Here is an 18881-nt window from a genome sequence, read left to right on the forward strand (position 1 = left end):
AGTCCCGAGCGATGAGGGCCAACTGAACATGCCACGCACGATCCTGGTCACCGGCGGCGCCGGCTTCATCGGCTCGGAGGTCTGCCGCTACCTGATCCGCGAGACCGACGCGCGCGTGATCAACGTCGACAAGCTGACCTACGCGGCGAACGTGCGCTCGCTCGACCCGATCGCGAACAATCCCCGCTACCGCCTCGTCGAAGCCGACATCGCCGACCGCGAGAGCATGGCGGCGCTGATCGCCGAGGAGCAGGTCGACGCGGTGATGAACCTGGCTGCGGAGAGCCACGTCGACCGCTCCATCACCGGCGCCGCGCCGTTCATCGAGACGAACATCGTCGGCACGTTCTCGCTGCTGGAGGCGGCACGCGCCTATTGGAACGAGCTCGAGGGAGAGCGGAAGCAGGCCTTCCGCTTCCTGCACATCTCGACCGACGAGGTCTACGGCTCGCTCGGGGCGGACGGCTACTTCACGGAGGAGACGCCCTATCAGCCGAGCTCGCCCTATTCGGCGTCCAAGGCCTCGTCCGACCACCTCGTCCTGGCCTGGCACCACACTTACGGCTTCCCGGCCCTGATTTCGAACTGCTCGAACAACTACGGGCCCTATCACTTCCCCGAGAAGCTCATTCCTCTCATCATCCTGAATGCGCTCGAAGGCAAGAAGCTGCCGATCTACGGCAAGGGCGAGAACGTGCGCGACTGGCTCTACGTGGAAGACCACGTCCGCGCGCTCTGGACGATCCTGAACGGCGGCCGCCTCGGCGAGAAATACAACGTTGGCGGCAACAACGAGTGGAAGAACATCGACGTGGTGAAGCGCATCTGCGCGATCCTCGACGATGTCAGGGGGGAGGAGAGCCCCGCCGGCGGGCATGCGAGCCTGATCGAGTTCGTGACGGACCGACCCGGCCACGACGCCCGCTATGCGATCGACGCGACGAAGCTAAAGGACGAGCTCGGCTGGGAGCCGCAGGAGACCTTCGAGACCGGTCTCGAGAAGACCGTGCGCTGGTATCTCGACAACGAGGACTGGTGGCGGCCCCTGCGCGAGGGACGGTATGACGGGAGCCGCCTCGGGCTTCTGGACAGGAAGGCGGGATGACGATCCCGCCGCTCCTCGTCTTCGGCCGCAACGGCCAGGTCGCGCAGTGCCTCGTCGAGGCAGGCGCACGCACCAAGCGACCCGTCGTTGCGCTGGGCCGCAACGAGATCGACGTGCTCGACGGGCAAGCCTTGAGGGCCGCCATCGCCGTTCACAAGCCGCATGCGGTCGTCAATGCTGCCGCCTACACCGCTGTCGACAAGGCCGAGAGCGAGGAAGGCGAAGCGATGCGCCTCAACGCCGAGGCGCCGCGGCTGATGGCGGAGGCCTCGGAAGCTGCAGGACTTCCGTTCCTGCACATCTCGACCGACTACGTGTTCGACGGCACGCTCGACCGACCCTACACCGAAGACGACACGCCGAACCCGCAGGGCGCCTACGGCCGCACGAAGCTCGCGGGTGAACTGGCCGTCGCGGCGGTCGCGGAGCGCCACCTCGTCCTCCGCACCGCCTGGGTGTTCTCCGAGAACGCCAACAACTTCATGAAGACGATGATCCGTCTCGGCGCAGAGCGGCCGCAGCTGCGCGTGGTCGACGATCAGCGGGGATGCCCCACCTACGCAGGCCACATCGCCGCGGCGCTTATCGTGCTCGCCGAACGGATGAACGACGAGACGGCGCCTGCGGGCACCTTCCACATGGCCGCCGAGGGCGAGGTGAGCTGGCACGGCTTCGCGGCCGCGATCTTCGAGGAGTGCGCGGCCCGGGGACTGAAGTTCCCGCAGGAGCTGCTCGCCATTCCGACGTCCGAGTACCCGACCCCGGCCAAGCGGCCCGCCAACTCCGTGCTCGACTGCAGCCGTCTCCTCAGGGAGTTCGGCGTGCGCCTGCCGCACTGGAGGGACGGCCTCGCCCTTGCGATGGACCGCTACCAGGTGCTCAACTCGAATTAGCTAGCAGCCTTTCAGAGGGAAGAAGATGGCACGCAAGGGGATCATCCTCGCCGGCGGGCGCGGCACGAGGCTCTATCCGGCGACGCTGGCGATGAGCAAGCAACTGCTGCCGGTCTACGACAAGCCGATGATCTACTATCCGCTGTCCGTCCTGATGCTCGCCGGCATCCGCGAGATCCTGGTCATCTCGACGCCCGAGGATCTGCCCTTCTATCGCCGCCTCCTCGGCGACGGATCGGCTTTCGGCGTCGAACTCTCCTATGTGGAGCAGGCGGAGCCCCGGGGGCTCGCAGAGGCCTTCATCCTCGGGGCCGACTTCCTCGGCGACGATCCGGCGGCCCTGATCCTCGGCGACAACATCTTCTTCGGTCATAACCTCACGGATCAGGTGGCCGAGGCCTCCAGCCGGACGTCTGGCGCGACTGTCTTCGCCTACCATGTCGAGGATCCCGAGCGGTATGGCGTCGTCGATTTCGACGGCAACGGGACGGCGACCTCGATAGAGGAGAAGCCGGCGAGCCCGAAGTCGCACTGGGCGGTGACCGGCCTCTATTTCTACGACAACGACGTCGTCGAGATCGCCCGCAACGTGAAGCCGAGCGCGAGGGGCGAGCTCGAGATCACCGATGTCAACATGGCTTATCTGGAGCGAGGCGATCTGCAGGTGGAGCGCCTGGGGCGCGGCATCGCGTGGCTCGACACCGGCACGCATGCGAGCCTCATGGAGGCGGGCGAGTTCGTCCGCGCGCTGCAGGACCGGCAGGGTCTCGTCCTCGCCTGCCTCGAGGAGATCGCCTACGTGAACGGTTGGATCGACCAGGACCGCCTCCTGGCAGCCGCCGACCGGCAGAAGAGCACGGCCTACGGGCGGCACCTCAGGGCCGTCGCCGAGGGGCGCCTCTAGCCCCGCCGACACCTCCGGTCCGGGCTCCACGCTCGCAGGTTCATAGTCGAGGCCGCACCTCAGGCATTCTCCGTATCTTGCATTGGCGGGATCGGGGGCGAAAACTCTCCTCCTATCGGCGAAGGCAAGAGCGGGCCGAGGGAGAGATCGATGACGACGAGCCGGTATCACGAGGTCTACGCCGCGTGGCGCGCCGACCCGGAACGCTTCTGGGGCACCGCTGCCAGGGAGATCGTCTGGGAGACGCCGTGGGAGAAGGTCTTCGACCCCGACGCGGGCCTCTACGGGCGATGGTTCGTCGGCGCGACGTGCAACACCTGCTACAACTGCCTCGACCGCCACGTTCACGGCGGGCGCGCCTCGCAGGCCGCGCTGATCTACGACAGCCCCGTCACCGGCGCGAAGAAGCGCTTCACCTATGCGGAGCTGACCGACGAGGTCGCGACGCTCGCCGCCGTCATGCGGCGGATGGGCGTGGAGAAAGGTGACCGCGTCATCATCTATATGCCGATGGTGCCCGAGGCGGCGATGGCGATGCTCGCCTGCGCCAGGCTCGGCGCCATCCATTCCGTGGTCTTCGGCGGCTTCGCCGCGCCGGAGCTCGCGAAGCGGATCGACGACGCGGGCCCGAAGCTCATCCTCTCCGCCTCCTGCGGCATCGAGCCGAACCGCGTGGTCGCCTACAAGCCGCTGCTCGACGCCGCGATCGCCATGGCCACGAACAAGCCGCAGGCCTGCCTCGTCCTGCAGCGCGAGACACTGACCTGCTCCCTCGACGAGGGGCGCGACCGCGACTGGGCGGAGGCGATCGCCGACGCGCGTGCCGCGGGCGAAAAGGCCGACTGCGTGCCGGTGGCCGCGACCGACCCGCTCTACATCCTCTACACGTCCGGCACGACCGGGAAACCGAAGGGCGTGGTCCGCGACAACGGCGGCCACATGGTGGCCCTCAAGTGGTCCATGTCGGCGATCTATGGCCTCGAACCGGGCGAGGTCTTCTGGACGGCCTCGGACGTCGGCTGGGTCGTCGGCCATTCCTACATCGTCTACGGCCCCCTGCTGCACGGCTGCACGACCGTCCTCTACGAGGGCAAGCCCGTGGGAACGCCCGATGCCGGGGCGTTCTGGCGGGTGATATCCGAACACGGCGTGAAGGCGTTCTTCACCGCGCCCACAGCCTTCCGCGCCATCAAGAAGGAGGATCCGCGGGCCGAGCTCCTCAAGGAGTACGACACGAGCGGGCTCAGGACGCTCTTCCTCGCGGGCGAGCGTGCCGATCCGGACACGGTCAAATGGGCGGAGACGATCCTGGGCGTCCCCGTCGTCGATCACTGGTGGCAGACCGAGACTGCGTGGGCGATCGCCGCAAATCCCGTCGGCCTGGGGCTTCTCCCCGTCAAGCACGGCTCGCCGAGCGTGCCGATGCCCGGCTACGACGTGCAGGTGCTCGACGAGGCGGGCCACGCCGTCGAACCGGGGAAGATGGGCTCGATCTGCATCCGCCTGCCGCTGCCGCCGGCCTGTGCTCCGACGCTCTGGAACGACGAGGCGCGCTACCTTGCGTCCTATCTCAGGGATTTTCCGGGGTACTACCGCACGGGCGACGCGGGCCATCGCGACGAGGACGGCTACGTGTTCATCATGTCGCGCACCGACGACATCATCAATGTCGCCGGCCACCGCCTGTCGACCGGCGGCATGGAGGAGGTCCTGGCGAGCCATCCCGACGTGGCGGAGTGTGCGGTGGTCGGTGTGGCGGACGCGATGAAGGGGCAGGTGCCGGCCGGGTTCGTCGTGCTGAAGTCGGGGGTCACGCGCGATGTGGAGGAGATCGAGAAGGAACTCGTGGCCCTCGTGCGGGAGCGTATAGGCCCCGTGGCGGCCTTCCGCCTCGCCATCACCGTCGACCGCCTGCCGAAGACCCGCTCCGGCAAGATCCTGCGCGGGACGATCCGGTCGCTGGCCGACGGACAGGAGACGGCCGTTCCGCCGACGATTGACGATCCGGCGATACTCGATGAGATTTCGACGGCACTTCGGGCGAAGGGGCTGGCCCGAAGCGTGTGACCTCGCCTTTCCGCGCAGGTCGTGGGGCAACGGGTTCGTGCCTTCGGCGTTGTTGTCTGGCGGCCGACGGACGCGCGGGCCCAGAGCGGCCCCCCGCGGGCTCGGTCGGAGCCGGTTGATCGAAGGGGAGCACCATGCGGTTCGAAGGCAAGGTCGCGATCGTCACCGGCGGCGCGAGGGGCATAGGGCGGGCATGTGCCCTGCGACTGAGCGAAGAGGGCGCGCGCGTCGTCATCGCCGACGTGCTGGAGCGTGAAGGAGAGGATACCGCCGCCGAGTGCGGCGGCGCCGACGGCGAGGCGAGGTTCATCTACTGCGACGTCGGCGAGCGGCTCGACGTACGCAACATGCTGACCGAGACGCTCGAGCATTTCGGCCATGTCGACATCCTCGTCGCGAATGCCGGCATCATGCGGTCGGTACCGTTCCTCGAGGTCACCGAGGCCGATTTCGACAAGACGATGTGCGTGAACGTGAAGGGGACGTTCCTCGTCGCCCAGGCCGTGGCTCGCCACATGGTCGAGCGGGTGGAGGCCGGCGAGGAGCCGGGCTCGATCATCACCATGAGCTCGATCAACAGCGTGGTCGCGCTGCCGAACGCCGTCGCGTATTCGGCATCGAAAGGCGCCATCTCGCAGCTCACAAAGTCGATGGCGCTGGCGCTGGCCGAGCACGGCATCCGGGTGAACGCCGTCGGGCCGGGCAGCGTGTCCACGGACATGCTCGGTGTCGGCGACAACTCCGCCATGCGCCGCAAGATCCTGGCGCGCACGCCGCTCGGCCGCATCGCCACGCCCCGCGAGATCGCGGGCGTCGTCGCCTTTCTCGCCTCCGACGACGCAAGCTACATCACCGGCCAGACGATCTATCCCGACGGCGGGAGGCTGAGCCTCAACGGGATCGTCACTCCCCCCGAGGAGGAGTAGGCCCCGAGGCGGCTCCGTCGGCGAGCATCCGCGCGATCTCGTCGCGCGCCTGCTCGATCCGGTGTCGGTGGAACCCTATGAGCGGGTATTCGGCGCCGTGCGCGAGGCTGAGGAGCGCGTTGACCCGGTCGAGCTCCTCCCGTGTGCACCGTCCGGCCCGGCGGGCCGCGATCAGGCCGTCGCGGTACGCGACGATGCAGCGGACCGCACCCGCGAGCTCGGCATGGCTGATCTCCCGGCCGTCCTTCGCGAGGACGTCGTCGAGCCGCTCCCGCGCGATCCGGCCCTTCTCCCGCGCCTCTTCGGATTTCATCGTGGCCACCCGGAGTTCTCGCGAGGGGACGTCTTGTGTTGCGCTGGCAGATGCTCCTCCTGCGCGAAGCGGAAATAGTCGCGCGGCCGCTCGGCCGACCGCTGGCCGAGCTTGATCGTCGCGTCGCGGCTCAGGAACCCGCCCGCGATGACGGCGGCCGCGGCGAAGAGCGCCAATCCCGGCTGGCGGTTTCCGCTCAGCCGGTAGGCCGCGTAGGCGGCGAGCGGCACCGCCCCCGCGACGAGAAGATCGGCCGTCTCACGGGTGCGGCCGGCGGTGGTTTCACGGGTCGCGCTGGCGACCTCCGCGTGCGCCCGGTGGCGCTTGTTCACTGCGGTGACGGCGATCTGGGCTCCGGCCGCCATCGCGGCGATCGCGTCGAGCCTGTCGGCGGTCTCGTGGCGCCCGCCGAGGCGCTCGCCGATCGAGAGAGCCGCCGCCGAGGTGGCGATGGAGCTCGCGGCGAACTTCGCGCCGAGGTGCCTGGGGCTCGCAGCCCAGACCGGCGTGCTCGTGGCGGAGAGGAGGGCGGCGGTGTAGGTGCCCATCGCGGCGCCGGCGACGGCTGCGGGAAGCTGTGCCGCATCCGCCGTCCGCTTCGCCGCGCGCGCGATCCGCCCGCGCCCGAGCGGCAGCTCGCCGAGCAGCGTCAGGCCCGAAAGGCCGCTGAATCCCAACAGCACGTAGGTGCCGATCGACATCGGCGAGGTCGGCCGGAAGATGCGCATCATGTTGTAGAAGCGTCGAGGCGTCCGCAGGTCGGCGACGAGGAGCGCGCCACCCGCCGCGGACCCTCCGATCGCGAGCCATCTCGCATTTCGGACGATGCCGCGCGCCTTTCGTGGAGAGGCCCGCCTGAAGAGCGTCGCAAGGACCTGTGCGCCGCCGGCGAGGCCGGCCACGCCGATATAGGCGCCGACGAGCCACTCCCAGGGCGCCGGCTTGAGGGCGGGGCGGTCGTAATAGGTCTCGCCCGCATAAGGCCGGCGGAGAGGGCGGGGCGCGTCGGAGAGGTCGTTCATCGGCGCTGGCTCCGGGCGAAAAGGGCGAAGGCCGCGGCGGCGAGCCCGGCCATCGCGGCGAGGCCCGTGCCGAGCGCGGGCGCGATCCGCTCGGCCGGCCGGGTCGGGGCGGCGGGGAGGTTGTAGAGCTCGGGCCGGTCGACGAGCAGGAAGAAGGCGTTCAGCCGCTCCAGCCCTCCCGTCGAGCCGGGGCTGCCCGGCGCGCCGTAGAGATATGCGTCCACGACACCGCGGCCGTGGAGATCCTCGACCCGCTTGCGGGCCCGCCGGTCGAGATCCTCGATCTCGCCGAACTGGATCGAATCCGTTGGGCAGGACTTCGCACACGCGGGTTCGAGCCCGCCCTTCAGCCGGTCGTAGCAGAGCGTGCATTTGTGGGCCTTGCCGTCGAGCTCGTCCAGCTCGACGACGCCGAATGGGCAGGCCGGCACGCAGTAGCCGCAACCGTTGCAGATGTCCTGCTGGACGACGACCGTGTCGAACTCGGTGCGGAAGATCGCGCCGGTGGGGCAGGCCTCGAGGCACGGCGCATTCGAGCAGTGCTTGCACACGTCGCTCATCATCAGCCACTGGCTCTGGAAGCCCGGCAGGTCGTCCGGCCGCCGTGTCCCCTCGTGCCCCATCCGCTCGAGGAACGTCACGTGGCGCCATGTGGTCGCGGAGAGGCGCTGCGTGTTGTCGTAGCTCATGCCGGTGAGGCCGCCGTCCTCGGCCGGCAGCTGGTTCCATTCCTTGCAGGCGACCTCGCAGGCCTTGCAGCCGATGCACAGCGTGGTGTCCGTGAAGAAGCCGTAGCGCTTGCCGGGCTCGATCGTCACGCCGGCGGTCATCTCCGCCTCGCGTGGCGGCACGTGCTCGAACTCGCTTTCGGGGGCCTGCGCCGCTCGTGCGTGAACGTTCATGGGCTCATCTCCGGTGCCGGCTGCGGCGGATGCGGCCTGCCCGCACGTCGCAGGTCAGCGCCTTGTTCTCGTGCATCGACGAGTTGGCGTCGCCGACGACCGCCGTCAGGACGTTCGCGATGTCGCCCGTCGCGTAGCCCTCCCAGCCGAAGTGCCACGGCATGCCCACCTGGAAGATGTGGCGGCCGTCGATCTCGAAGGGCTTCAGCCGCTCGGTGACGAGCGCCCGTGTCTCGACCTCGCCGCGCGGCGTCGAAAGGACGATCCAGTCGAGGTTCCGAACGCCGATCTGCCGCGCAAGCTCCGGCGGGATCTCGGCGAAGCCTTCGGGCTGCAGCTCGGCGGTGTGGGGCACGCCGCGTGTGGGCGTGCCGCCGGAATGGTGCTCCGTCAGCCGGTAGGTCGTCAGCACGTGAGGAAAGCGCGGGTCTCCGAGGGCGTGGAGCGGATTGTCCTCGCGCGCCCATTTCTTCGCGACCGGGCTGTCCTGCTGCGCGTGCAGCGGGTTCCGCACCGGGCTCTGGACCGGCTCGTAGTGCGTCGGCAGCGGCCCGTCCTTCAGGCCGGAGGGGCTGAAGATCTGGCTCCTGCCGTCCGGCATCATGATGAAGGGCTCGTCGCCGCCGAGCGCGTCCATCCCTTCGGGCTTCTTGTCCCAGTCCGGCCGGTAGTGGGGCGGCTTCTCCGGCTCGAAGTCGATCTCGTCGGGGCTCTGCCACTTCCCCTCCGCCTCGTCCCACCAGACGAGGCGCTTGCGCTCGGACCACGGCTTCCCGTCCGGATCCGCGGAAGCGCGGTTGTAGAGCGTGCGTCGGTTCGCCGGCCAGGCGAAGGCCCAGCCGAGATGCGTGCCGGGGCCGTCCGGCCCGTCGGGGATGCGGGAGCGGGCGCGGTTGTCGTCGTCTTCGGGATAGACGCCGCTATAGAGCCAGCAGCCGCAGGCGGTCGACCCGTCGGCCTTCAGCTCCTTGAACGAGGCGACCTGCTTCTTCTCCGGCCAGGTGTAGCCGTTGATTTCCCTCAGCACGTCGTCCGCCCGCGGCTCCTCGCGCGGGCCCTCGGCGCGGTAGTCGAGGGTGAGGTTGCGGATCGGCCGGTCGCGCTCGAGCTCCGAGTTCGCGTAGAGGGCCTTCAGGCGCTTCGCGAGATGGTACACGAACCATAGCTCCGAGCGGCTGTCGCCCGGTCCCTCGACCACGCGGTCGTGCCACTGGATGAGACGGTGGGTGTTCGTGAAGGTGCCGGCCTTCTCCCCCGCGAGCTCTCCCGGCATGAGGAAGATCTCGGTGCCGATGTCCTCGGGCCGACGCTCGGCGCTCTGGACGAGGTGCCCCTTCCGCCAGAAGTTCGCGCTCTCGATCTCGTCGGTGTCGCGCACGACGAGCCAGTCGAGCCTGCCCAGCCCCCGCTCGACGAGCTTCGAGTTCGAGCCGCCGATCACCGGGTTCTGGCCGAGAAGGAACATGCCCTTGATCAGCCCGTCGTCGATCGCGAGCGTCATCGCGAGCTGCGAGTGGTCGCCCACGATCTTCGGTAGCCACTGGTAGCCCCACTCGTTCTCGGGGCCGACGCTGTCGCCGTACCACGCCCTCAGCAGGCTCGTGATGTATTTCGGGAAATTGTGCCACCAGCCCGTCGGGATCGTCTCGTCGTCGAGGAACTGGTCGAAGTGCCTGGCCTGCGGCTTGAAGGCGTTCGGCTGCGGCAGGTAGCCCGGCAGCATGTTGTAGAGCGTCGGGATGTCGGTCGAGCCCTGGATGCTCGTGTGGCCGCGCAGCGCCAGGATGCCGCCGCCCGGCCGCCCGATATTGCCGAGAAGCGTCTGGACGATCGCGGCCGCCCGGATCATCTGGACGCCGGTCGTGTGGTGCGTCCAGCCGACGGCGTAGCAGATCGCGGCGGTCCGGTCGGGGCCCGAGTTCCGGGCCAGCGCCTCCGCCACCTTCAGGAACGTCTCCTTCGGGCAGCCGGTCACGCGCTCGACCATCTCCGGCGTGTAGTCTGCATATTGCCGCTTGAGGATCTGGTAGACGCAGTTCGGGTGCTGGAGCGTCGGGTCGTCCGGCGGCGGCCCCTCGTGCAGCCGCTTCGTCATCTCGGAGTAGGATTCGGCGGTGTCGAGATAATGCTCCGCCAACGCCGAGGGAATGACCATTCCCTGGTACTGCCAAGTGTCGAAGTCGTAGGAATGCTTCTCCTCGTTCCAGCCCGAGAAGAGGCCCTCGTTGCGTGCCGCCTCGATGAAGTTCTCGTCGATGATTGTCGCGAGGTTCGCGTAGCGGACCGCGTATTCCTTGAAGACGAGATCGTTCTCCAGGATGTAGCGGATGATCCCGCCTAGGAACGCGATGTCGCTTCCCGCGCGGATCGGCGCGTGGATGTCGGAGAGGGCGCTCGTCCGGGTGAAGCGGGGGTCGGCATGCATCACCACCGCGCCCTTCTCCTTCGCCTGCATGACGAAGCGGAAGGCGATCGGGTGATTCTCGGCCATGTTCGAGCCCATGACGAGCACGGCATCCGCGTTCGCGAGATCCCACTGCGCCATGGTCGCCGCGCCGCGACCGAACGAGGCGCCCAAACTGGGCACCGATGAGGAGTGTCAGACCCTCGCCTGGTTCTCGATCCAGACCATGCCGAGGCCGCCGGAGAACACCTTCTTGATGAGGTAGTTCTCCTCGTTGTCGAGGGTCGCGCCGCCGAGCGAGGCGACGCTCAGCGTGTGGTTGACCTGCGTGCCGTCCGGCAGCGTCTCCACGAAGGTCTCGTCGCGCGTCTTCTTCGTCAGATGGGCGATGCGGTCCATCGCCCAGTCGAGCGGCACCTCCTCCCACTCCGTCCCGTGGGGGCGCCGGTACTTCACCTTCGTCAGGCGGTCGGGATTCGAGATGAGGGAGAAGGTCGCGGCGCCCTTAGGGCAGAGCGTGCCCTGGTTGATCGGGCTTCTCGGGTCCCCCTCCACGTGGATGAGCTGCCCTTCCTTCGCGTAGAAGAGCTGTGCACAGCCGACCGCGCAATAGGGGCAGATCGAGGTGCCGACCTTGTCCGCCTCCTCGAGGCGGGGGCGAAGCTGCTCCGAGGCGCTGCTGCGCGCGGCGGCGCCCTTGTGGCTTTCGCCGCGCATCTGGCGCGGCAGCGACCAGTCCCTCAGGAAGGATCTCAGGCGCTTGCCCGGCGTGCGGCGGTTCACCGTCATGACGTCACCCTCGCTGTCGTGGAACGTGCCCCCGCCCTCCAGGCGCCCCGGGCGAAGGCGGGGTTGGTGGCTGGGAGTATGTCGTGCGCGAGGCCCGCAACCACGCCCGGCGCGTCCTCGTATCTCACCCTGACCCGGGTACCTCGCGCGGCGAGGGGCTTCAGGTCCTGCGGCTCGAGCGGGGCGTTGCGGTGAAGGATGTAGAGCTCGGACGAGCCGTCCTCGCGCGAGAGCCGGAATCGGCCCTCCTGCACCACTGTGATGATGCCGATAGCGGTCTTCATCCAGTCCCTCTCCTCGCCGAGCATCAATGTCCGGTCAGGGAAGAGGTTCCTCTTTCATTCCAGGCGGATGAAAGCGTGCGCACCCGTACAAGCGACCTCGCCGACGATGGCGGCGCCGGGAGCCGGTCCGCCGCGGAGCGCGAGGAGGCAGCTCTCGGCGGCCTGTGGCGGCACCGCGGCCAGGAGCCCGCCCGCCGTCTGCGGGTCGAAGAGGGCCGCATGGGGCGGCCGCTCCGCCACGATCGCCCCTTCGATCCAACGCGCGGCCTCGGCATTCGACGGGTGGAGCGTGCTCAGATACCCCGCTTCCATTGCCTCGAGAGCTCCGGGGAGGAGCGGTAGCCGGCCCAGCTCGACCGTGGCCGCGAGGCCCGAGCGGCCGATCATCTCGGCCAGATGCCCGGCGAGGCCGAAGCCCGTGACGTCCGTCACGGCACGCGCCCCATGCGACCGCAGGACGGCGGCGGCAGGTCCGGAGGAGCGCTGCATCTCCCGAAGCGCTACCGCCATGTCTCGGCCCTTCGCGCGACCCCGCATCGCGGCCGCGAGCAGGGCGCCCGTGCCGAGCGGCTTCGTCAGGATCAGCCGGTCGCCGGCTAGCATCGCTCCCTTTCGGAAGAGCCTCTCCTGGCGGGCGCTGCCCGTCACGGCGAAGCCGAGCATAGTCTCGGCGACCTCCGCGCTGTGTCCGCCGGCGAGCGTCGCGCCGGCCTCGCGCAGTGCCTCGACGGCGCCTGCCAGCATCTGGAAGAGCTCGTCCTCGACCACGTCCGGCGCACCGGGCGGCAGGCCGGCGATCGCGAGGGCGGCCGCCGGGTCGGCACCCATCGCCCAGATGTCGGACAAAGCGTGGTTCGCGGCGATCCGCCCGAAAACGAAGGGGTCGGAGACCATCGCCCGGAAGAAATCGACCGTCTGCACCATGAGGGCGCCGGGGGTCGTTCGCAGCACCGCCGCGTCTTCACCTTCGCGCAGTCCTACCATCACGGCGGGCGATGGCGGCGGATCGAGCCGTTCGATCACCCGGGCGAGCACGCCCGCCGGGATCTTCGCGCCGCAGCCCGCGCAGCGCATCGCTTCGGGGTCCTGTGGCGACAGCGGCGCATCCGCCTTCGTCTCGCCGGCCATGTCGGGCAGCACCTGGTATTTCCGCATCCACCGGCGGTCGATCCGGTCCTTCCAGCGCCAGAGGAGGTCGCCTTCGGCCGCGAACGGCCCCCGCGAGGCGACCGCATGCTCGTCGTCCGTCGAGATGAGCGACAGGAAGTGCCGCTGCGCCCGGAACGGTCTCGGCGGAAGACCGCGCGCCGCGCGCCGCAGGTTCGCCTCGAGCGGTGGCCCCGCGCGGACCGCGAAGACCCCCGCCTTCGGGCGCGGATCGGACACCACGGTCGCCGTGTCACCGACCGCGAAGACGAAGTCGTGGCTGACCGACCGGAAAGCCCGGTCGACAGAGACGAAGCCCTCCGCCAGCTCGAGACCTGTCGTGGCGAGCCACGGATGCGGCGCCGGTCCGGTCGTCCAGACGAGCTCGTCGAAGGGCTGCGTATCGCCGGCGACGGTTCCGAGTTCGCCCGCCCGCACCTCGGCGACGGGAGTACGCTCGAGCAGGCGCACGTTCCGCGTGTTCAGGATCCGGCGAAAGATGCCGGTCGTCCTCGCATTGTGGCCGGACATCACCTCGCCCTCCGTCACGAGGGTGAAATCGTGCCTGTGCGGGCCGCCGGAGAGGCGGTGGCGCAACGAAAGGAGAAGCTCGACGCCGCCCGCCCCGCCGCCGGCGACCACGATCTTCAGCGGTCGCGCCTCCGCATTCGCGTGGAGTTCGCCGAGCCATCTGAGGAACTTCCGCACCGGCCGCACCGGTGTCGCGTGCTCGGCGGCCCCCGGAACGTTCGCCCTCGCGGTCGAGCCGATGTCGAGCGAGAGGAGGTCGAACCGGAGTGGGGGACGGTCGGCGAAGATCACGCGGCGGCCCGCGAGGTCGAGCCCCGTCGCTCGCGCATGGATCAGCCGCGCGCCGGCAAACGTGGCGAGCGGCCAGAGATCGATATGGGCTTCGTCGTGCGTGTATCGCCCGGCGATCAGGCCCGGCAGCATGCCGGAATAGGGCGTTTCGATTTCGTCCGCCACGAGCGTCAGGCGCACCCCCGGCAGCGGCCGCATGCCGAACCGCTTCAGCACATGGACGTGAGCATGGCCGCCGCCGACGAGCACGATCTCCTTTTCGATCGGAATGGAGGATTTCATCTCGCTCGGCACTCTCGGTCGGGGCGGCGCCTCCCCTTATGACGGCCGCGCACCGCGCCTGCAACCGAAGGCATAGGACCTCGGCGCGCCCCTTGCCTACGCCGCATCGAGCCGGTGCGGCGGCAGACCCTTCGATTTTCCGCTGAGGTTCGCCCCGAGCGAGACGAGGGAGGGCCATCTCGCCGCCAGCGCGCCCGCCGCCCGCGCGCCCGGCTCCCGCGTCAGGAGCTGGGCGAGCGCGGAGGCGAACCGTATGCGCGGGGCGAACATGCGGCGCCAGCGTGCGGCGTAGCGGCGGCCCGCCGCAGCTCGGGCGGCCGGGTCGCGCCCGTCGATGGCGCCGAGCTCGCGGCCGAGAAGCCAGCCCGCCTGCATCGCCATGGTGATCCCTTCGGCGATGACCGGGTGCGCCTCGCCGGCGACATTGCCGACGCGGAAGACGTCGTTCTGGTACCGGGCGCGGATGCCGGGCCTGATCGGGCCTGCCGCCAGCCACTCGCCGTCCGTCTCCGCCTCCGAGAGCGCTTCGCGAGCGCCGCGGCAATGGCCGAGAATATGGCGCAGCACGGCCGGGCCCGCGGGCTCTGAGTTGCGGATCAGGTCGAGCCTGTCGCGGCGGATGCAGCAGGAAAGCGACAGCCGCCCGCCGTCGGTGCGGACGAGGCCGCCATAGCCGCCGAGAAAGGCGATGAGCGGCATCAGGTCGTGCGGCAGCCGGTCGTGCCGGAAATGTGCCTTGAACCCGATGAGGTCCGATGCCGCATGTCGCCTGTCCTCCTGTGTCGGCAGCGCTCCGGGCTCCCACGATCCGTGCGCCGCGACGAGGATGGGGGCGCAGAGCGTGTCGTTGTCCTTCCTGCGGCGGATCTCGACCTGCCAGGCCGCGGACCGGCGCTCGCAGCGCGTCGCCCGCCACGGCTGGAAGATCCGGGCGCCGGCCTGTCGTGCGGCATCGAGGAGGAGGGTGTCGAGCACGTCGCGGCCGAGCGCGCGGCCGCGGCCGTGACCGTCAGGCATGGCCGTTTCGATCATGCGATCGCCGATGAAGAGGCCGACGCGGTCGATCTCCGGCCCCGCGTTCTCCCGCCATGCTGCGCCGACGCCGAGGCGGTCGAGTGGGGCGGAGTTCGTGCCGGAGACGAACTCGCCGCAGACCTTGCGGCGCGGGAACTCGGAGCGCTCGACGACCGCCACCGAGCGTCCAGCCCGGGCCAGCGTCAGGGCGGTGACCGCGCCGGCCGGGCCGCCGCCGATCACGATCGCGTCGAAGCCGGTCATGCCGGTTCGCTCCCCGTTTCGCGCACAGCGGCGAATTCATGCAGGAAGAGCCCCGCCTGCCGTTCCTCGATCCGCCACCCGGCTTCGTGGGGCCAGTGATCGCGCAGCTCACTGCCTTTGAAGCCGCCGCGCACGCTCACCGAGGCGTCGTGCCGCGTGACGTCGTTCGCGCCGATCACGAAGAGGCGGGAGAGATGATAGGGCAGGGGGCCGCGGACCGGCTCCGTCGCCGCAACTGCCGGCGCCGCCGCCGCCATCAGCCGCAGCAGGTGCCTCAGTTCATCGCCCTCGAAATGGTGGAGGAAGAGGTTCGCCAGCGCGAGGTCGAAGCCGTGGGCATTCCCCTCCAGCCAGTCGAAGGCGTCGGCCTGGACGGTGGAGAGCCGCCACCCCAGGGACTCGAAGGCGGCGCGCCGCTTCGGCGGCACGATGTCCTGCTGGTCGAGGAGCACGAGTTCGACGTCCTTCCAGCGCTTCGACAATCGCTTCGCCATGCCGAGGCTCGCCGCCCCGTCGCCTGCGCCGATCTCCAGGATCCGCCGGGGCGGAGCCGGCATCGTGGCGAAGAGCAGCCGCGCCATGAGCGGCGCCTGCAGCATCAGGGCGTTCGTGCGTGCGAGGTCCCGCCGCGACGCGACGGCTCGCGGATCCTCGCCCGGCAGCTCGTCGAGGATCTCCGGGATGACCTCGCGCTTCGCCAGGTTCATGGTGAGCCTCGCTCAGGCCGCCGTGCTGAAGAGCATCGTCTCGGCCGTCAGGCCCGGCCCGAAGGCCATGCCGCAGCCGTGCGCGCCGCGCCTGTCCTGCGCCATCAGGGCCTTCAGAACGAACATCACGGTCGCGGACGACATATTACCGTAGTCGCGCAGCACGCCGCGCGAGGCGGAGAGGGCACCAGGATCGAGCTTCAGCGCCTTGGCGACCGCATCGAGAACGGAGCGGCCACCGGGATGCACGGCCCAGAGGTCGATCGCCTCGGGCCGCCGCCCGTCGAGGATCTCGCCGTGACGCTCCTTCAGCGTGTGGCGGATCGCGCCCGGCACCTTGCCCGAGAGCACCATGTCGAACCCGTCCTCGCGCACGTGCCACTCCATGAGCTCGCTCGTGTCCTCGGCGAGGAAGGAGCGGAAGCTGTCGAGCCGGATCCCGGTCGCCTCGGCGGAGATCAGCGAGGCCGCGCAGCCGTCGCCCCAGAGATAGAAGGAGAGAAGCTGCTCGATGTCCTTCGTCTCCTTCAGGTGCAGCGTGCAGAGCTCGAGGTTGACGAGGAGCACGCGTGACCGCGGCTCGGAGCGGACGATGTGGCGGGCGAGCTTCAGCCCGCTGATCGCGGCATAGCAGCCCATGAACCCGACGATCGTGCGCTCGGCCGACCGGTCGAGCCCGCAGCGGGCGACGATCTCGAGGTCGAGCCCCGGCGCCGAGAAGCCGGTGCAGGAGGTGACGATGACATGGGTGACGCGCTTCGCGTCCCCGCCCAGCTCGAGGCGCGCGACCGCAGCCTCGGCAAGCTGCGGCGCGCGCTCCTCGTAGATCTGCATCCGCTTGTTCGTGCCCGGAAAGGAGCCGCGTGGAAACAGGCCCTCCACGTCGACGACGGGCCCGGAGGGATCGTCGGCGGGCGCGATGCACGAGAACCGGTGCCGGATCCCGCCCTTCTCCGCCATGCGCTCGAAGAGCGTGCGGTACATGCTGTTGCCGCCGATCTGGGCGCGGGCGAAATCGAGGAAGAACTGGTGGACGTCGTTGGGCGGAGTGGCGGTGGCGATGCGGTTCACGAAGGCGTCGGCCAAAGGGGTGCTCCTGTCGAGGGTGCAGGCACGGATCGCCCCGGGGACCGATCACGGCGCGCCCGAGAAGAACTCCCTGACCTCGCGCAGCAATCGGTCGTCTTGATCCGCATAACGCGGCGAGAAATGGAACGGTTCGAGGCGCTTCGCCCCGGCGCGGCGGGCGATCTCCACCGCTTCGCGTGTGGTCAGGTGGCCTCGATCCGCGGCGACTGCGGCGTCTTCTGCCGCGAAGGCCGCCTCGCAGAACAGGATGTCGACGCCTGCAAGAAGCTCACCCGCAGCCGTGATGTTCGCTTCCGTGCCGCGAATGTCGGTGACATAGCCGATCTTCTGTCCCCGCTCGACGGTCACGAGGTGACGCAGGTCCCGGAGCGGCCGTGCCGGCAGACCGTCGATCGCGATGGCCGTATCGTCAGGCGCCCCTGAGGCGACAGCCTGCTTGAACGGCCCCAGCCACGGCCCGATCGGCAGGCCCTCCGCTTCGACCCTGTTGCGCCAGACATTCAGGTGCCGCGCCTCCTCGACCGCGAAGGCCAGGCATGGGATGAAATGGTCGAGCGTCACGGCCCGCACGCGCAGCGCCGGCTCGTCGAGGAGGCAGCCGGACGGCAGGTCTGGCGGGTCGAGCGGCTCCGCCACGAAGCGGTTCCGAAGCCGCAGGCGGGCGCGCCGCCGGCTCCCGTCCTCGTGCAACTCCTGGACGACGAAAGCGAGATCCGCGGCGTACTTGTCGGCGAGGTTCCAGGTGTAGGCGGCCAGCTTCTGGGCGACGGCGGCAATCAGCCCCTCCGGCCCGTGCAACCTGATCGTCGCCACGCGGCCGATCGACAGGCGCAGCACCGTGTCGAAGCCGACGAAATGGTCGAGATGGCAGTGCGAGACGAAGGCGTCGCTCACGCGCAGGATCTTGCGCGCCGGCAGGGCGTGCAGGTCGCCGATGTCGAACAGGAAGGCGCGCCGGGCGAACTGGAAGTCGAGGAAGAGCGCGGGGTCGCCCGTCCGGCCGTTGACGAGGTCGGGGTGGAGAAGCGCCTTCACACCTCGCGCTCCTCCCCCGAGACGCGCCGTCGCGCGCCCCAGCCTTCCAGCACCTCGTTCATGTCGTCGACCACGAAGAACCTCGCGCTGTCGACGTCGTAGCCCTCGGCGAGGAGGTCGTCATAGTCGGTCATGACGTGGCGGACATAGGAGACGAGCGACAGCCACGCCGCCTCCTCCGGAGAGGCCGTCCTCAGGCCACGGCTGTCCAGCGCATGGTCGGCGACGACCGCGCTCTCATGGTCGGGGATGTTCGGCGCGAGGTGGCGGAGAGCCTCCTCGATGTCCTGGCGGCGCGGCATGATCCTCGCGGCGTGCGATCGCTGGCCACAGCAAAACACGTCGAGGACGCCATGCCCACCGGCCTCTCGCCGCCAGATGCGCAGAGGGGCCGGCCGATGCCGTCCCCGGAGGTTCGGCCAGGGGTGGACAGGGTGGCGGAGGAGGAGACATCGCGGGGCCTGGCTTGCTGCCCCGCGGTGGGGCGTTGGCCCGATTCGGGCGCGGCGGGCGGAGGACCGCGCAGGTCCCCTCCCGCGTGTCAGGCGAAGAAGCGCATGTACACCACTTCGGGCGTCTGGCGCCGCCGCTGCGTGCCGCGGAACGTGCTCTGCGGTCGAGCGGTGGCCTCGCGGTCACCGAGGCGGGAGGCGACCTTCTTCAGCGTGCGCCCGGCCGTCTCGAAGAGGCTCCGCTGGCCGCCCGGAATGACGGGGAGGAACGAAGTGTGCGTGAGAGTGGTCATCTTTCATCTCGCTTGACGAACTTTCGGCGGGGAAAAATGCCCCGTCTGGTCGTGGTATTTGGTATACCAGACGCACTTGCACAATTGCCTTCCGCACAAGGCCGCTCTGCACACCCTGCAGGGCTGGCCGCCTCCGGAGGTGATCCTCGCTTTTGTAAGGCTGGCTTA

General features: G+C 69.4%; 17 protein-coding genes. 5 read left to right on the forward strand and 12 right to left on the reverse strand.

Annotated elements, in window-relative coordinates; translation table 11 throughout:
• Positions 1–28 precede the first annotated feature (28 nt).
• From rfbB to N177_RS18240, 5 genes are all read left to right on the forward strand, one after another.
• On the forward strand, positions 29–1105 hold the full coding sequence (rfbB, locus tag N177_RS18220; protein ID WP_023433886.1) for a dTDP-glucose 4,6-dehydratase: 1077 nt from the start codon (positions 29–31) through the stop codon (positions 1103–1105).
• Entirely contained in the window at positions 1102–1998 is an 897-nt protein-coding gene (gene rfbD / locus N177_RS18225; RefSeq protein WP_023433887.1) for a dTDP-4-dehydrorhamnose reductase, read from the forward strand. Before rfbB ends, rfbD begins: the two co-directional genes overlap by 4 nt.
• A 25-nt stretch (positions 1999–2023) precedes the next feature.
• On the forward strand, positions 2024–2902 hold the full coding sequence (gene rfbA / locus N177_RS18230; RefSeq protein ID WP_023433888.1) for a glucose-1-phosphate thymidylyltransferase RfbA: 879 nt from the start codon (positions 2024–2026) through the stop codon (positions 2900–2902).
• 150 nt (positions 2903–3052) lie between these two features.
• Positions 3053–4969: a propionyl-CoA synthetase gene (locus N177_RS18235; protein WP_023433889.1), complete on the forward strand. Its 1917-nt coding sequence runs from the start codon at positions 3053–3055 to the stop codon at positions 4967–4969.
• Between the two features lie 134 nt (positions 4970–5103).
• Complete coding sequence (locus N177_RS18240) at positions 5104–5895, forward strand: SDR family NAD(P)-dependent oxidoreductase (RefSeq protein ID WP_023433890.1); 792 nt, start codon at positions 5104–5106, stop codon at positions 5893–5895.
• Here N177_RS18240 and N177_RS18245 read toward each other — a convergent pair.
• The 12 genes from N177_RS18245 to N177_RS18305 all read right to left on the reverse strand — a co-directional run bounded on the left by N177_RS18245 (position 5873) and on the right by N177_RS18305 (position 18713).
• On the reverse strand, positions 5873–6208 hold the full coding sequence (locus tag N177_RS18245) for a hypothetical protein (protein WP_152527961.1): 336 nt from the start codon (positions 6206–6208) through the stop codon (positions 5873–5875). The two genes, N177_RS18240 and N177_RS18245, sit on opposite strands and share 23 nt — an antisense overlap.
• A complete protein-coding gene (nrfD, locus tag N177_RS18250) occupies positions 6205–7230 on the reverse strand; it encodes an NrfD/PsrC family molybdoenzyme membrane anchor subunit (protein WP_023433892.1) in 1026 nt (341 codons plus the stop codon). Before nrfD ends, N177_RS18245 begins: the two co-directional genes overlap by 4 nt.
• Positions 7227–8132 carry a 4Fe-4S dicluster domain-containing protein gene (locus N177_RS18255; protein ID WP_023433893.1) on the reverse strand — a complete coding sequence of 302 codons (906 nt, stop codon included), beginning with the start codon at positions 8130–8132 and terminating at the stop codon, positions 7227–7229. The genes nrfD and N177_RS18255 overlap by 4 nt, the downstream gene beginning before the upstream one ends.
• A 4-nt stretch (positions 8133–8136) precedes the next feature.
• Positions 8137–11325: a formate dehydrogenase gene (gene fdh, locus N177_RS18260; protein WP_081718668.1), complete on the reverse strand. Its 3189-nt coding sequence runs from the start codon at positions 11323–11325 to the stop codon at positions 8137–8139.
• Positions 11322–11609, reverse strand: a complete 288-nt coding sequence (locus N177_RS18270) for a hypothetical protein (RefSeq protein WP_152527962.1) — start codon at positions 11607–11609, stop codon at positions 11322–11324. Before N177_RS18270 ends, fdh begins: the two co-directional genes overlap by 4 nt.
• A 54-nt stretch (positions 11610–11663) precedes the next feature.
• Positions 11664–13859: a selenide, water dikinase SelD gene (selD, locus tag N177_RS18275; protein ID WP_040486158.1), complete on the reverse strand. Its 2196-nt coding sequence runs from the start codon at positions 13857–13859 to the stop codon at positions 11664–11666.
• Between the two features lie 96 nt (positions 13860–13955).
• Positions 13956–15137 (reverse strand): NAD(P)/FAD-dependent oxidoreductase, encoded by a 1182-nt coding sequence (locus N177_RS18280; protein ID WP_023433898.1) that lies wholly within the window; start codon positions 15135–15137, stop codon positions 13956–13958.
• The gene (locus N177_RS18285; protein WP_023433899.1) at positions 15134–15844 is read right to left on the reverse strand and encodes a methyltransferase domain-containing protein; all 711 of its coding nucleotides are present in this window, start codon (positions 15842–15844) and stop codon (positions 15134–15136) included. The genes N177_RS18280 and N177_RS18285 overlap by 4 nt, the downstream gene beginning before the upstream one ends.
• 12 nt (positions 15845–15856) lie before the next feature.
• On the reverse strand, positions 15857–16930 hold the full coding sequence (locus tag N177_RS18290) for a type III polyketide synthase (protein WP_023433900.1): 1074 nt from the start codon (positions 16928–16930) through the stop codon (positions 15857–15859).
• 48 nt (positions 16931–16978) lie between these two features.
• Positions 16979–17968 carry an MBL fold metallo-hydrolase gene (locus N177_RS18295; RefSeq protein ID WP_023433901.1) on the reverse strand — a complete coding sequence of 330 codons (990 nt, stop codon included), beginning with the start codon at positions 17966–17968 and terminating at the stop codon, positions 16979–16981.
• A complete protein-coding gene (locus N177_RS18300) occupies positions 17965–18270 on the reverse strand; it encodes a DUF2293 domain-containing protein (protein ID WP_023433902.1) in 306 nt (101 codons plus the stop codon). Before N177_RS18300 ends, N177_RS18295 begins: the two co-directional genes overlap by 4 nt.
• Positions 18271–18509: 239 nt before the next feature.
• Positions 18510–18713, reverse strand: a complete 204-nt coding sequence (locus tag N177_RS18305) for a hypothetical protein (RefSeq protein WP_023433903.1) — start codon at positions 18711–18713, stop codon at positions 18510–18512.
• Positions 18714–18881 lie beyond the last annotated feature (168 nt).

It is taken from the genome of Lutibaculum baratangense AMV1, assembly GCF_000496075.1.
Taxonomy (GTDB): domain Bacteria; phylum Pseudomonadota; class Alphaproteobacteria; order Rhizobiales; family Tepidamorphaceae; genus Lutibaculum; species Lutibaculum baratangense.

Coding starts and splice junctions, on each gene's coding strand:
- rfbB (WP_023433886.1), top strand. CDS start 29: ATGCCACGCACGATCCTGGTCACCGGCGGCGCCGGCTTCATCGGCTCG.
- rfbD (WP_023433887.1), top strand. CDS start 1,102: ATGACGATCCCGCCGCTCCTCGTCTTCGGCCGCAACGGCCAGGTCGCG.
- rfbA (WP_023433888.1), top strand. CDS start 2,024: ATGGCACGCAAGGGGATCATCCTCGCCGGCGGGCGCGGCACGAGGCTC.
- N177_RS18235 (WP_023433889.1), top strand. CDS start 3,053: ATGACGACGAGCCGGTATCACGAGGTCTACGCCGCGTGGCGCGCCGAC.
- N177_RS18240 (WP_023433890.1), top strand. CDS start 5,104: ATGCGGTTCGAAGGCAAGGTCGCGATCGTCACCGGCGGCGCGAGGGGC.
- N177_RS18245 (WP_152527961.1), bottom strand. CDS start 6,208: ATGAAATCCGAAGAGGCGCGGGAGAAGGGCCGGATCGCGCGGGAGCGG.
- nrfD (WP_023433892.1), bottom strand. CDS start 7,230: ATGAACGACCTCTCCGACGCGCCCCGCCCTCTCCGCCGGCCTTATGCG.
- N177_RS18255 (WP_023433893.1), bottom strand. CDS start 8,132: ATGAACGTTCACGCACGAGCGGCGCAGGCCCCCGAAAGCGAGTTCGAG.
- N177_RS18270 (WP_152527962.1), bottom strand. CDS start 11,609: ATGAAGACCGCTATCGGCATCATCACAGTGGTGCAGGAGGGCCGATTC.
- selD (WP_040486158.1), bottom strand. CDS start 13,859: ATGAAATCCTCCATTCCGATCGAAAAGGAGATCGTGCTCGTCGGCGGC.
- N177_RS18280 (WP_023433898.1), bottom strand. CDS start 15,137: ATGACCGGCTTCGACGCGATCGTGATCGGCGGCGGCCCGGCCGGCGCG.
- N177_RS18285 (WP_023433899.1), bottom strand. CDS start 15,844: ATGAACCTGGCGAAGCGCGAGGTCATCCCGGAGATCCTCGACGAGCTG.
- N177_RS18300 (WP_023433902.1), bottom strand. CDS start 18,270: ATGCCGCGCCGCCAGGACATCGAGGAGGCTCTCCGCCACCTCGCGCCG.
- N177_RS18305 (WP_023433903.1), bottom strand. CDS start 18,713: ATGACCACTCTCACGCACACTTCGTTCCTCCCCGTCATTCCGGGCGGC.